This window comes from Paenibacillus sp. 19GGS1-52, assembly GCF_022369515.1.
GTDB lineage: Bacteria > Bacillota > Bacilli > Paenibacillales > Paenibacillaceae > Paenibacillus_AQ.
The window spans coordinates 6,395,805-6,409,068 of sequence record NZ_CP059724.1 but is presented as its reverse complement, the minus strand read 5'-3'; the positions used below and the strand labels follow the sequence as shown (position 1 = coordinate 6,409,068).

The 13,264-nt window shown below is 47.2% G+C and carries 12 protein-coding genes and 1 pseudogene; 10 read left to right on the top strand and 3 right to left on the bottom strand.

Going from position 1 to position 13,264, the window contains the following annotated elements:
* Window positions 1-48: 48 nt before the first annotated feature.
* A complete protein-coding gene (locus tag H1230_RS29365; RefSeq protein WP_239713292.1) occupies window positions 49-1,308 on the bottom strand; it encodes a BaiN/RdsA family NAD(P)/FAD-dependent oxidoreductase in 1,260 nt (419 codons plus the stop codon).
* A gap of 177 nt (window positions 1,309-1,485) precedes the next feature.
* Here H1230_RS29365 and H1230_RS29360 point away from each other — a divergent pair, with 177 nt between their 5' ends.
* The 3 genes from H1230_RS29360 (at window position 1,486) to nadE (ending at window position 4,704) form a co-directional block, all read left to right on the top strand.
* Complete coding sequence (locus H1230_RS29360) at window positions 1,486-3,204, top strand: two-component system sensor histidine kinase NtrB (protein ID WP_239713291.1); 1,719 nt, start codon at window positions 1,486-1,488, stop codon at window positions 3,202-3,204.
* A gap of 139 nt (window positions 3,205-3,343) precedes the next feature.
* The gene (locus H1230_RS29355) at window positions 3,344-3,778 is read left to right on the top strand and encodes a BrxA/BrxB family bacilliredoxin (RefSeq protein ID WP_239713290.1); all 435 of its coding nucleotides are present in this window, start codon (window positions 3,344-3,346) and stop codon (window positions 3,776-3,778) included.
* Between the two features lie 116 nt (window positions 3,779-3,894).
* Window positions 3,895-4,704: an ammonia-dependent NAD(+) synthetase gene (nadE, locus tag H1230_RS29350; RefSeq protein WP_239713289.1), complete on the top strand. Its 810-nt coding sequence runs from the start codon at window positions 3,895-3,897 to the stop codon at window positions 4,702-4,704.
* Window positions 4,705-4,793: 89 nt separating this feature from the next.
* On the opposite strand, the gene H1230_RS29345 is transcribed toward nadE, so the two are convergent.
* The gene (locus H1230_RS29345; RefSeq protein ID WP_239713288.1) at window positions 4,794-5,612 is read right to left on the bottom strand and encodes an alpha/beta hydrolase family protein; all 819 of its coding nucleotides are present in this window, start codon (window positions 5,610-5,612) and stop codon (window positions 4,794-4,796) included.
* A 582-nt stretch (window positions 5,613-6,194) separates the two neighbouring features.
* Between H1230_RS29345 and acpS the strand changes: the two genes are divergently transcribed.
* Both acpS and mutY read left to right on the top strand, forming a co-directional pair.
* Window positions 6,195-6,599 (top strand): holo-ACP synthase, encoded by a 405-nt coding sequence (acpS, locus tag H1230_RS29340; protein WP_239713287.1) that lies wholly within the window; start codon window positions 6,195-6,197, stop codon window positions 6,597-6,599.
* Window positions 6,600-6,641: 42 nt separating this feature from the next.
* The gene (mutY, locus tag H1230_RS29335; RefSeq protein WP_239717639.1) at window positions 6,642-7,958 is read left to right on the top strand and encodes an A/G-specific adenine glycosylase; all 1,317 of its coding nucleotides are present in this window, start codon (window positions 6,642-6,644) and stop codon (window positions 7,956-7,958) included.
* A 166-nt stretch (window positions 7,959-8,124) separates the two neighbouring features.
* Here mutY and H1230_RS29330 read toward each other — a convergent pair whose 3' ends face one another.
* A complete protein-coding gene (locus H1230_RS29330) occupies window positions 8,125-8,733 on the bottom strand; it encodes a superoxide dismutase (protein ID WP_239713286.1) in 609 nt (202 codons plus the stop codon).
* A gap of 479 nt (window positions 8,734-9,212) precedes the next feature.
* Between H1230_RS29330 and H1230_RS29325 the strand changes: the two genes are divergently transcribed.
* The 5 genes and pseudogenes from H1230_RS29325 (at window position 9,213) to folE (ending at window position 13,245) form a co-directional block, all read left to right on the top strand.
* On the top strand, window positions 9,213-9,632 hold the full coding sequence (locus H1230_RS29325) for a GNAT family N-acetyltransferase (RefSeq protein WP_239713285.1): 420 nt from the start codon (window positions 9,213-9,215) through the stop codon (window positions 9,630-9,632).
* A 182-nt stretch (window positions 9,633-9,814) separates the two neighbouring features.
* Window positions 9,815-10,432: a signal peptidase I gene (gene lepB / locus H1230_RS29320; protein ID WP_239713284.1), complete on the top strand. Its 618-nt coding sequence runs from the start codon at window positions 9,815-9,817 to the stop codon at window positions 10,430-10,432.
* A gap of 41 nt (window positions 10,433-10,473) precedes the next feature.
* A pseudogene (queG, locus tag H1230_RS29315) lies at window positions 10,474-12,230 on the top strand (tRNA epoxyqueuosine(34) reductase QueG).
* A gap of 105 nt (window positions 12,231-12,335) precedes the next feature.
* Complete coding sequence (locus tag H1230_RS29305) at window positions 12,336-12,599, top strand: YneF family protein (RefSeq protein ID WP_239713281.1); 264 nt, start codon at window positions 12,336-12,338, stop codon at window positions 12,597-12,599.
* 52 nt (window positions 12,600-12,651) lie between these two features.
* Window positions 12,652-13,245: a GTP cyclohydrolase I FolE gene (folE, locus tag H1230_RS29300; RefSeq protein WP_239713280.1), complete on the top strand. Its 594-nt coding sequence runs from the start codon at window positions 12,652-12,654 to the stop codon at window positions 13,243-13,245.
* The last annotated feature ends 19 nt before the right edge of the window (window positions 13,246-13,264 follow it).

Here is a 13,264-nt window from a genome sequence, read left to right as displayed (position 1 = left end):
GATCCTGCAATGCTTCGCAGGGTCATGCTGTTTGGGTTAGAAGAAAGGCTATTCAATAGCTGCAGCATTAATTCCCGCCGTATACCCTGTAGTAAAAGCCGCGGTAATGTTATAACCTCCGGTGTAACCATGTATATCAAGGATCTCACCACAGAAAAAGAGGCCTTTCGTCAGCTTCGATTCCATAGTTTTGGGATCGATTTCTTTTAAATTAACACCTCCACCGGTAACAAAAGCCTGTTCGATGGATAAGGTGCCGTTGACCTCAATAGGGAAGGCCTTAATTAGTTTGGCTAAATTTAGCCAAGCCTGCTTGGGGATATTACTAAAGGTTATATCTTCATTTAACTCTGATTTACTCAGCAGTATAGGGATAATCCGCTCAGGCAACAAGCCCTTTAACACATTTTTGATCGCTTTCTTTGCCTCATTTTTGGCCAAAATTAAAGTGTCGCTGTAAATCTCATCCACTGTTTTTTCTGGAAACATATCTAATGTTATTAATACAGTCTGAACATCAAACTGCTTCAATGCTTTGACTACGTACTGACTGCAACGTAAAGAGGTAGGACCGGAAATTCCAAAATGCGTAAAAAGCATATCACCTTCATGCTCAATGATCTTTTTCCCCTTAGGGTTCCAGACAGATAAGCTTATATTTCTAAGAGAAAGTCCCTGGAATTCTTTGTTTCTTATAAAAGATTCATTGGAAGTAAGCGGCACTTCAGTAGGATAAAGCTCCGTTATGGAGTGTCCAGCACGTTCAGCCCACGCGTAACCATCTCCCTGTGAACCAGTTTGAGGTACAGATTTACCTCCAACGGCAACGATGACCGACTTACTATTAAATATTTCTCCAGATCTTAGTCGGACCCCTTTGGCGGACCCATCCTGGTAGAGTACCTCTTTAACAGGGCTATTCACTTTGATATGAACTCCTTGCGAACGAATCTTATTAACTAAGGCGTCAACAACTGTTTTAGCTTTGTCGGATATCGGGAACATTCTGCCGTTGTCCTCTTCCTTAAGCTTGATACCCATGCCTTCAAAAAAATCTATAATATCTCTGTTGCTAAAAGAGGCCAGAGCACTGCGCAGAAAGCGTCCATTCCCTGGTATATGCTTAATTAATTCCTCAATTTCTTTAGCATTGGTGACATTGCAGCGCCCTCCACCAGAGATTCCAAGTTTACGCCCCAGAGTATCACCTTTATCGATCAAGAGAACTTTTGCGCCAGATTGACTCGCGGATACGCTGGCCATTAATCCTGAAGAGCCACCACCAATAACAATTACGTCATACATCATTCATCATGCTCCTAAATTTGTCTTTAATAATATTCTATAGCATTCCGTAATAATAGCAAAATGACTACGTTTATATCGGCATAAACAGCTATGTTAACTTATTAATTATTAACGTTGTAAAGAAAGCGCTTGTATGTTTTAATCTAAGAATAAAGGGTAATTTGTCCAATTTGGGGTGTGATTGCAATTATTGGTGCGGTTAAGGATACTTTATTGCAAATTTCGGCAGCGTCCTCCTTTCTATTTGTTTTCCAATGGTGGTTGGACCAGGGTCATATGACTCGTAGAAGCCGCAGGTTCCCGGATGACCAGACCTTTTTGTTGATCGGCTGTGCACTGAGCATTACGCTTTGTTCTATGCTGTCGACGACTTTATTTGGTGTTGTCTATTTAAACTTGGCGATCTTGCCAGCTTATATTGGTATATTATATGGCAACTATCGTTCAGGCTTTAGTTTGTCTGTTTTTTTTCTGTTCTGTAATGTAATGTTCTCTGAGCCTTCAGGGTTAAGCAACATGGTACTGAATACAGGAATCTTATTGTATCCCCTACTGTTTGGATTGGCAGGACCCTTCAAGAAAGGTACGGTTATTGAAAAGATTGGCATGCTCTGGATGGTTCTGTTCCCAAGCATGCTTTTTATTTCGCTTGTGCCCATTCTAGGTGGGAAAGATATCTATGAGACACACTCTGGGGACAAGCTCTTACTCATTGTATATCTGTTCCTCACCATCGCTTTGGGCGGGGTATTTATTTATTTTATTGAGACAGCTTGGGACAGGCTGCAGATCAAGGAACAGATGGAAAGCATCTCCGAAAATTTCAAATGGGAGTCCGAAAAGCTGCAGCAGATTACCAATGTGATGCCGCTTAGCATGATGTCACTGGATGAACATGGAATAGTAACCGGACTTAATGAATTTATGCTGCAACTGCTCCATAATCATTTCCCACATGTGACGAGAGAGGCTCTATTAGGCCAGCCGGCTGGGAAATTTCTTAGTAAGGGAATTCATGAGCAGGTATGTGAACGGCTGGGTAATTTCGTAAGTAACAACCAAAGCTGTAGTGAAAAAATGACTCATGAAGCACGAACCTATCATATTACTATGGCACCATTGCCGCAGCGGATCACCGGTCTGCCGGGTGGGGTTGTGGTGATTGTTCAAGATATAACGGAAGAGGAGAAAATGCGCAGCGAGCTGGACAATGTGGAACGCCTGACCTTGGTCGGACAGATGGCGGCTGGCATCACCCATGAAATCCGTAATCCGATGGCGGTTGTACGCGGATTTCTGCAACTGATGAGGGAGAAGAGCCCGAACGAGCTGAACTCGTATTACCAGATCGTCATGGAGGAACTGGACCGAGCCAACAGCATCATTAATGATTTCCTCTCTTTGGCGCAGAGTCGTATTTCGGTGAAGGAAAAGGTGCTTTTGGATCATATTATAGAAGAGCTCAGTCCACTGCTATGGGCGGATGCTAATCTTCGTGGTCAAAGTGTCGAATTAAACCTGGACCCTTCACTGCCGTTATTGCATTTGAATGTAAGGGAAATAAAGCAGTTGATCCTTAATCTGGGGCGAAATGGTATGGAGGCGATGGGTGCTAAGGGTGTGTTGACCCTGGAAACGCGCAGAACGCTTGATAAAGTAGAGTTAATTGTTAGAGATACAGGGAGCGGGATATCAGAAGTTCAACGCAAGAAATTGTTTGTGCCTTTTTTCACAACAAAAAATCAAGGGACAGGCCTTGGATTATCTTTATGCCTAAGTATTGTTGAGCGGCATAATGGTACGATTATCGTGGAATCAGAAGAAGGCGTGGGCACAGCATTCACCGTTTCCTTCCCTTATGAGGAGGAGAGGGTCGAGTTCTCCGTTGTGGAGTGATCCGGTTGGAAGCACAGGGTTAGACACATTGAAGGCCCCATGCTGCATCTCTTGCTTTCACAGAGTATGCATGTATAATAAAGTTAGTAAGTGCTGCTGTAATGTTATCTATTAAAAGTGTAAAGGAGAGTGCAGAAAAATGTCCATCCCGTTTAATCAATATATGAAAGATTCGGTTCAGCCAATGCGTGATGATCTGACAAGCATCGGGTTTCAGGAGCTTAAGACTCCAGAAGAGGTAGAAGCCGCTCTTCCTAACGCTAAAGGAATTTCACTTGTTGTTGTCAATTCCGTCTGTGGTTGTGCAGCAGGCCAGTGTCGTCCAGGTGTTGCCCAGGCCTTGCAGAATGAACTTACGCCAGATCATCTGTTCACGGTATTTGCAGGTCAAGAGAAAGAAGCTACGGCTAAAGCACGTGAATTCTTTGCACCTTATCCACCGTCTTCACCTTCGATCGCTTTGATGAAGGATGGAGAACTCGTGCATTTTATCGAGCGTCATGGGGTTGAGGATCGTTCAGCTGCTGAAATTGCTGCTGAGCTGAAGGATGTATTCAATCGTATCTGCCAGTAACAACTGTATTTCATATAATCTCGCAGCAGCCGCTAATCCGGTTGTAGCGAGATTTTTTTCTTGGTATAGGATATAATATTTCATATGAATCAGACTGATGAAACGGGGTGTAGTTTGTGAGTTTGCAGGAAGAGATTATTGCTGCCCTTGGTGTAAAGCCAACCATTAATGTTGAGGCAGAGGTACAAAAGAGAGTCGATTTCTTAAAGGCATATGTATTGCAGGCAGGTGCAAAGGGACTTTTGATCGCCATTAGTGGAGGCGTGGACAGCGCGGTAGCAGCGGGTCTGTGCAAACGAGCTACGGACGAGCTGACAGCGCAGGAGGGTAAAGAGTATATTACGCTTGGCGTATTCCAGCCTTATGGTGTACAGGAGGATATCGAGCATAGCTATGCTGTAGCCACAGCTTTTGGACTAACTCATAAGGTAGAGACCAATATCGAGGAAGCCGTCAATGAAATGGCGCTTGAGGTCGAGCAAGGACTGAAGGTCCTCGGCCAGCATCGTCATATGACGCATCAAGGCAAAGGGAATATTAAGGCGAGAACACGGATGGTTATGCAGTACGCGCTCTCTTTTGAGAATAACCTGCTCGTTGTAGGGACGGATCATGCCTCTGAAGCGATTACGGGCTTCTACACCAAGTGGGGCGATGGTGCTGTGGATATCACACCTCTGACCTCGCTGAATAAACGTCAAGTCCGCCAGTTGGCTGCTTATCTTGGAGTGCCTGCAGATATTGTCACCAAGGCTCCAACAGCGGGACTATGGCCAGGACAGACGGATGAAATCGAGCTTGGCATTACTTATGATGATAACAGTGACTATCTGGAGGGCAAGCAAGTCAGTCCTGAGGTAGCAGAGAAGCTGGAGAGCTTTTACCGGAGAACGGCGCATAAGCGCAATGTAATACCCGGCATTTAGAGTTTGCTCAGAACACAAACCGCCGCATGATCTGTGATTAAATGCAGATCATTGCGGCGGTTTTTGGTTGTGCTATGGATGTACTGAACTTATTTAGCAAGAGTCTGGCTGATGAACTCTTCGGTTGCCTGAATAGCTTGCTCCAATTGTGGGGTAGGCCCGGCAAAAGGATGAATGGTGCCGAAGGTATGATTGCCACCCGGAATTTGTATCCAGTTAATATCAGGCCGGATAAGCGTTAACAGCTCTGAACCTTGCCGTAGCCGCTCGCCGTCTTGACTGCCTTGAATTAAGACGACTGGGAAGACGGAGGTCTTCATCCGCTCCAGAATATTATAGCGTTCCTGCTGCTGTTCCAAGTCTTCAATAATAACAGCATCCAGCGGCATTTGCTGACCGGTGCGGCCGTTAAGAACATAGGTCCGTCCCTTTTCCTTCATCTCCTGCTTCTGTTCTTCAGTGAATAAGTCAAGACTGGTAACACCGTTCCAGGTGATCACTCCGGTGATCTCGCCAGGATGATCAAGTGCGTACAGTAGACAGTCTCCACCGCCCCGACTATGTCCTAGTAGGAATAACGGCAGGCTGCCAAATTTATGATGCTGGCTAAGGTAGGAGAGCAGGATCTTCATATCTTTAAGTTCACGTTGGTATGTGTTGCGGGCGAATTTCTCGAGTTCGGTGAAATTCTGCAGATCCTCGCCGATTCCGGCATGCGAGAAGTTGAACGTGATGACCTCATGCTCGCGGCTGAGCGCTTCTGCTGCGTAAGGGAACATTCCCCAATCCTTGAAGCCCTTGTAACCGTGTGCAATGACAATGAGACTCTTAGCCTCAGTTTGGGCAGGGAAATGCGAACACCGCAGAACAGCTTCCTCTCCTGCTGGTATTTCAAAGTTTCGACTCATAGGGATCAATCCCCTTTCATAAAATATCTTGGGAAAATGAAGCGGAGCGGCGGAGAGTCTTCCGTTCTAGAGATGCGTGAATAGACTTCCGTTGCGTTTTCTTTTAAGATAGCAGAAAGCATTATGCACGGCTAGCATAGTTCTGGAGGGCTCCGTCTGCTCCAGCCTGATGAACTCCATATCATTCTAATAAAAATGAAAATGGATAAAATTAACATGCATTTCTGCTGCTAATTTGAATCACACACTAATTAGAGCTATTTAACTTAGATTGCTGCCTCTAATTGGGCTCTGGGAAGCTGATTCTCCAAATCCAGAGGAAAATAACGGCATAAATTGCTGCTAATTGAAGAATTAAGGATGAATTCAGCGATTTAGCAGCATGAAATGCTGTTAAATAAATAAAGTCACCTGACTCTTGATAAAGGTCGGGCATCCGTATCATTTGGGTTTAATTGTATCTGAATTTACTCATTTATGGATATAATTCTGAATATAAATAGCAGATTTTTGAACAATCTTTGTATAATCATACCATTATTGCGGCAGTAAAGGATACATGGCCATAAGGAGCGTGGAGTTTTGATTTACGGAATCGGGCATGATGTGCTGGAGATTGAGCGAATATCAATACTAATAAATAGGGGTCAGGGTACTAAATTTATCAGGCGTGTTCTGACAGAGCGAGAACATCAGCTTGCCGAACGCCGGAGCGGGAAACAAGCGGAATTCGTGGCCGGACGATTTGCGGCTAAGGAAGCGGTTGTTAAGGCACTGGGCTGCGGAATCGGCAGGGCAGTCGGTTTTCTTGACATCGAGATCTTGCCGGATAAACTGGGTAAACCAGAGGTTGTGCTGTTGGGCGAGGCCTGGGAACGGCTGAATATGCCGGAGGGCCGAGAGTACACCATACATCTAACGATCACACATGGCCGCGATTTGGCCTCAGCTTTTGCTGTGGTGGAGCAGGTCACTTCCATAGCATAAATGGAAATTTGGGACGAATATAAAGAGGCAAGGAGAATAATGATGACACAGCAAGAGCAGGATGAGCAAGAACAGCAGCAAGTGAAATTATTTTTCAGCCGTAATTTATTGGAGTGGTATCAGGGGCAGAAACGGGATTTGCCTTGGCGCCGCCACCGCAATCCATATTATATCTGGATCTCTGAAATTATGCTGCAGCAGACTCGAGTAGACACAGTGATCCCTTATTTCAATCGGTTTATTGAGCGTTTTCCGACTGTTGAGGCGCTTGCTGATGCACCGGAGGAGGACGTGCTTAAATGCTGGGAAGGACTGGGCTATTATTCCCGAGCCCGTAATTTGCAGCATGCAGCTAAGCAGGTCAAAGAGCAATATGGTGGTCAGGTTCCCAGTGACAGGGAGGCGGTGTTCAGCCTCAAGGGAGTAGGCCCCTACACTGCAGGAGCTATTCTCAGTATCGCCTTTAACCAGCCGGAGCCAGCTGTAGATGGCAATGTGATGCGGGTGCTCTCGCGCTACTTCCTACTTGAGGATGATATCGCCAAGGGACCTACCCGTGTGAAGATGGAGCATCTGGCGGCTGAGCTGATCCCGGAGGGGGAGGCCATGCATTTCAATCAGGCGCTGATGGAGCTTGGCGCACTTGTGTGCACACCGAAATCACCGCGCTGTCTTCCTTGCCCGGTGATGGAGCACTGCGCCGCACGGCTGGCGGGCTGCGAGACCTCGCTGCCCGTCAAGACCAAGGCCAAGCCGCCGCGCCCGGAGGAGCGGCTGGCGGCCCTGATCGAGGGCCGCGGTGCTCACGCGGGCCGAGTGCTCATCCGGCAGCGGCCAGAAAGCGGGCTGTTAGCCCGCATGTGGGAGCTGCCGCACTGGCCGGCGCCGCCTGCCTCCGGCGCCGCGCCGAGCGCGCGGCTGCCAGAGGCCGCGGCGCTCGACCGGCTGCGCCGGTCCTTGCGGACGGCCGGGCTCTCCGCCCGGCCGGAAGCGCACTGGATGGCTGCGGAGCATACATTCAGCCATATCGTGTGGACCCTGCAGGTGTACCGCTGCAGGGAAGTGGAGGTCCTTCTGCAGCCGCTGGCTGCAGAAGGACGGGCTGCGTATCTGCTCGCAGGCGCTGCTAATACAGCGGCGCAAGCAGGGGTACAGGGCGAGGATTCCCTGTACCTCGAATCCGGAGTGTTCCTCGACGGCACACCGGTGGAGTTGTTTGCGGACGGGAATGAGAGCCCGGAGGATAGCGGTGCTGTCCGCTGGATTAACCGTGAGGATATGGCTAATTATGCTTTTCCAAACGTTTTTCTGAAGCTGCTAAATCTATATTTTGCTGAACTCGAAGGTAAACCACAGTAATTATTCAGCCTATTAATAGGTTTTACGCTATTGCTATTTCTTATATGAATAACACAAACAGAAGGTATCTCTTTAGCCCCTTCCGGCTGCAGAGATACCTTCTGTTATTTATATCCTTATACAATAAATGGGCTGCCGTACGTTAGTAAGGCGAAGACATAACTACTTATTTAGAGCTTTCGTAGCGTTTGCCGACTTCTTCCCAGTTCACTACATTCCAGAATGCTTTGATATAGTCAGGACGTTTGTTCTGATAGTTCAGGTAGTACGCGTGCTCCCATACATCAAGTCCGAGAATCGGAGTAGCGCCTTCGCTGATCGGGTTATCCTGGTTAGGTGTGCTAGTTACCGCTAATTTACCGTCTTTAACAGTCAGCCAAGCCCAGCCGCTGCCGAAGCGGGTAGTTGCTGCAGTTGCGAAAGCTTCCTTGAACTTGTCAAAGCCACCAAGCTCACTGTCAATAGCTGCAGCCAATGCGCCAGTAGGTGCGCCGCCGCCATCAGGTCCAATAACTTCCCAGAATAGGGTATGGTTAGCATGCCCACCACCGTTGTTGCGAACAGCGGTACGGATAGCTTCCGGTACAGCATTCAGGTCAGTAAGCAATTCGTCGATGCTTTTGTCTTGCAATTCGGGTGCCTTTTCCAACGCGGCGTTCAGGTTCGTCACATATGCGTTATGGTGTCTGTCGTGATGAATCTCCATCGTCAATGCGTCGATGTGCGGTTCGAGAGCGTTGTTCGGATACGGAAGTGCCGGTAATTGAAATGCCATGGAAAAATCCCTCCTGAGATTAGTAGAATTGTTTATATAAAGAATTTTGGCCAGTTGAACGTCAAAATCCCTTATTTCCGATTTGGGCTATGGGATATGTATCCAATAGGATACTATTATTAAACCGTATCTGGAACAATAATGCAACATTAAACAAACTAAAGTGTTTAAAAAGTCACTTTTGTCAACATGATCTTCTCATTTGTAAAATCTATGTTAACATTATGGAATTCCATGGGCTGCAGATGTTTATACCCGAAATGTTTCCTTATTAAAGAAATATTGTGACGAAATCAAATGTAAACGCTTCATATCAAGCGCTTACAAAAGAAAAGTGATGATATCACGAGAAAAGTATGCTTTAATAGATTTAAAAGCAGGTATTCCTCGTTTTTTGATGCTTTTTACGTCTCTACAGTGTTATGGGAACTCCTTCTTTTTGTAAAATTCTAAGCCATAGAAAAGGGAGACTTTAAAGAATGCACGTACGTTCCTTTCAATTAAGCGACGTTAGTCCTGTAACTGAATTGCTGCAGACCGCACTTTCGGAAGAATGTTTCGAGAACACCATCGAGCCTTTCTCCAGGCAGCTTTCATGGGATTCAGATCTCATTGTAGTTGCTGAAGAAGAAGGAGAGATTGTTGGTGTGCTAATCGGCACGATCGAGAAGAACCACGGCTGTTATTTCCGTATTGCCGTTCATCCCGATTATCGCCGCAGAGGAGTCGGTAGAAGTCTTGTATCGGCCATGGAGAATAGGTTTCAATCGCGCAAGGTTACTGGTATTTTTGTCGCCGTCGATGAGCATAATTCTTTTGCATTACCGCTGTATGAAGCTATGGGCTATGATGAGAATCAACTTTTTAAATCGGTACGTAAGCTCAGCATTGTCGGATAATTTGTTAGAAATTCGGTACTGCGTAAGCGGAAACATTTTACTGAGTAGAGAACTATAGCGACTGAATAGTCTGTTCCATTATACTGAAGCATATCATCCCAAGTCCGTTGCAAATGGCTGGGAGATATGCTTTTCTATTGTTATAAGACTAATTCATTAACGAGAGAGCAAGAGGGTGGCATATGAGTCAGGAACTTGAAGAACCATTCATGCGAAGCCGCAAGCAGAAGCAAAGATCTGTCATACACAAAGCCTCCAAAATCGCACGAGGGCAGAGATGGTTCATGGCTATGAAGGATTGGCTAATTATCGCTGCCGCTGTTTTTGTAGTGATGTCGTTGCTTAATATTTTTGTATTCAATCTATCAACGGTCAAAGGCCAATCTATGCAGCCGACACTGCAAGAAGGCGAAAGATTGTTTATTAATAAAATTACACTGACGTTCACGAGCCCGAAGCGAGGGGATGTCATTGTTCTGCATGATCCAAGCTTGGGTCTAGACCACAAGGAATATCTAGTGAAACGGGTCGTTGGCATACCGGGTGATATTGTTGAAGTACAGAAACACCAACTATACGTGAACGGCAAAGTAGTTGACGAGTCTTATATCGATACCGAGATTCAGGACCCTGATTTTGCTGCGCTGACCGTAGCGAAAGAAAGCTATTTTGTGATGGGTGACAACCGACATGCTGGAGCCAGCAAGGACAGCCGTTATTTCGGTTTCGTTCCAGGAGACAGTATTGTGGGAAGAGTGGATTATATTTGGTGGCCATTGTCCAAACTGAATGCACTGTAGGCGAAAAGCCTCTTGATATTATATGAAAAGGAGAAGGCGGAATGAACAATGATTCTCAGTCAACCTATGCACTCCCGCCTTCGAAGTGGGCCAACCTCAAAGCTGAAATTATAGAGGCTGCGCCATCACTGGGCATTGATGATATTGGCTTTGCTACGGCAGAGCCATTTTTATATTTGAAAAACATCCTGCAGGAGCACCGGGATCAGGGTTATGAATCCGGCTTTGAGGAACCAGATCTGAATAAACGGACGATTCCCGCTCTGAAGTCAGGCGACCCGATGTCCATTATTGCCATTGCCGTAGCCTATCCGTCCAAAATGCAGAATCCCCCCAAATCTGAACCGGGTGCCCGCAGAGGGATCTTGGCCCGTGCTTCTTGGGGTAGGGATTATCATCATGTACTGCGTGAGGCACTGGCTAAGCTAGAGAGCTTCATCCGCGAGCGAGTACCGGATGCCGTGCTGGAGAGTATGGTCGATACGGGCGTACTTGTAGACCGGGCGGTAGCTGAACGTGCAGGGATTGGCTTCAGTGCCAAAAACTGTGCCATCATTTCTCCCAAATGGGGCTCATGGATCTATCTTGGCGAGATGGTGACAAATATTCCCTTCCCTCCAGATGTACCTGTGCAGGAAGGTTGTGGGGACTGTACGAAATGTATTGATGCCTGTCCTACCGGAGCGCTGGTGGGTCCGGGACAGCTTAATGCACAGGTCTGTATTTCTTACCTTACACAGACCAAGGGCTTCCTGAGTGAGGACCACATGACCAAAATCGGCAACCGGCTATACGGCTGTGATACCTGCCAGATTGTCTGTCCGCATAACCGCGGGAAGAACTGGGATCACCGACCTCAGCTGTTGCCTGATCCCGACATCGTCAAGCCGCTCTTGCTGCCGATACTGGAGTTAAGCAACCGTGAGTTCAAGGAGAAGTTCGGCAGCAGCTCAGCAGCCTGGAGAGGTAAGAAGCCGATGCAGCGCAATGCGATCATCGCTTTAGGCAATTTCAAGGAGGCTGGCGCTGTGCCGAAACTGACAGAAATTCTACTGCAGGAGCCTCGCCCGGAGATGCGTGGTACCGCAGCTTGGGCACTGGGACGCATTGGTGGCGAAGAGGCTCTGTCAGCAGTGGAACAGGCACTTTTGGGAGAGGAAGACCTTACGGTTCAGCAAATGCTGCACAGGGCACAGGACAAGCTGCTTAAGCGGGAGGAAACAAGAGAATGAACATCTTGGCGGAGAGTAACATTGAAACGGTCGTATATTATAGTGAATTAGAATCCTTGATCGGACCACTCACGCTGTGTACAACAGAGATCGGGCTGTGTTTACTGGAATTTGGGAGCTTTATGAACACTCAGGAGGATATTAAGAAATGGGTCAAAGCCCGTTTTGGCTCTGCCGAGTTATGTGCCGATGAAGAGCGATTTGCGTTAGCCAAAGTGCAGCTTGAAGATTATTTTGCCGGAAGGTTGCAGAGCTTCGAACTTCCACTAGATATGCGAGGGACGGCATTTCAACTGCAGGTTTGGGAAGCCCTATGCACCATTTCTTATGGAGAAGCCGCATCCTATAAAGATATTGCCCTATTGATAGGCAATCCTAAGGCTGTGCGTGCCGTCGGGGGTGCGAACAACCGTAATCCAATACCAATAATTGTGCCCTGCCACCGAGTGATTGGCGCAAGTGGCTCCTTGATTGGCTATGCTGGAGGTTTAGCGATCAAAAGCCGTCTGCTGCAGCTTGAAGCTGAGCATGCAAAGGGAAACGAAGCGGGAGCGTATCTGTTCTAACGCTGTGTGAATTTTTCACAATTGCTGTCCAGTTCTTGAAATGCTATGATAGATTCGCGCGCCAAAAAGGCGTTGTAGACAATAGAGTACAGAGGTGGACATTAGATGAACATTGCATTACCTATTATTACGTTGGTCGTGGGTCTGATCGGTGGATTCTTCATTGGTGTGTATTATTTGCGCAGACAAATGACTACGATGCAGAATGATCCTGAAATGCTGCAAAAGGTTGCTAAACAAATGGGTTATAACCTGAACGGCAAGCAAATGCAGCGTGCTCAGCAAATGATGAAGACCAAGAATCCTGCGGCAGGTCGCGCTCCAGCGACTGGTAAAGGTCAAGGACATAACCGTAAGAGCAGCAAGTAACCGATCCCGATATAGATAGAATGTTTACGCGGGTGCGGAAGGGGGAGATTTCATGGGGGACATCAAGGATTACTTAAACGATGAGGTTTCGAAGAACCGTGAGCAGATCGAGTATCACGTTGAGAAAATATTAGAATTAATCGGGGAAGACACCGGACGCGAGGGACTGCTGGAAACGCCAGCGCGTGTCACGCGGATGTATGAGGAGATATTCGGCGGTTATTCGATAGATCCCCGCGAGGCGCTCGGCGTAACCTTTGATGAGTCCTATGAAGAGCTAGTTATCGTCAAGGATATTGTCTTTTACAGTCAATGTGAGCATCACATGGCTCCATTTTTCGGCAAAGTGCATATCGGGTATATTCCGAGTGGGCGTATCGCCGGACTTAGCAAGCTGGCTCGATTGGTAGAAGCGGTAAGCCGCCGCTTGCAGGTGCAGGAGCGGATGACGGCACAGATCGCGGATATTATGACAGAGGTGCTTGGACCCCACGGTGTTATGGTTGTTGTAGAGGGAGAGCATTTGTGCATGTGTGCTCGCGGAGTGAAGAAGCCTGGCAGCAAGACAGTAACGATGGCAGCCAGAGGTGCTTTTCGTGAGAATGCCGCTGCTCGGGCGGAGTTTCTGACTTTAATTAAGGATTAGCATATAACAAAGAACCCGT

Bases quoted from the DNA above. Each gene is read 5' to 3' on its own strand.
- H1230_RS29365 (WP_239713292.1), bottom strand. From the start codon at position 1,308: ATGATGTATGACGTAATTGTTATTGGTGGTGGCTCTTCAGGATTAATG.
- H1230_RS29355 (WP_239713290.1), top strand. From the start codon at position 3,344: ATGTCCATCCCGTTTAATCAATATATGAAAGATTCGGTTCAGCCAATG.
- H1230_RS29345 (WP_239713288.1), bottom strand. From the start codon at position 5,612: ATGAGTCGAAACTTTGAAATACCAGCAGGAGAGGAAGCTGTTCTGCGG.
- mutY (WP_239717639.1), top strand. From the start codon at position 6,642: ATGACACAGCAAGAGCAGGATGAGCAAGAACAGCAGCAAGTGAAATTA.
- H1230_RS29330 (WP_239713286.1), bottom strand. From the start codon at position 8,733: ATGGCATTTCAATTACCGGCACTTCCGTATCCGAACAACGCTCTCGAA.
- H1230_RS29325 (WP_239713285.1), top strand. From the start codon at position 9,213: ATGCACGTACGTTCCTTTCAATTAAGCGACGTTAGTCCTGTAACTGAA.
- lepB (WP_239713284.1), top strand. From the start codon at position 9,815: ATGAGTCAGGAACTTGAAGAACCATTCATGCGAAGCCGCAAGCAGAAG.
- H1230_RS29305 (WP_239713281.1), top strand. From the start codon at position 12,336: ATGAACATTGCATTACCTATTATTACGTTGGTCGTGGGTCTGATCGGT.
- folE (WP_239713280.1), top strand. From the start codon at position 12,652: ATGGGGGACATCAAGGATTACTTAAACGATGAGGTTTCGAAGAACCGT.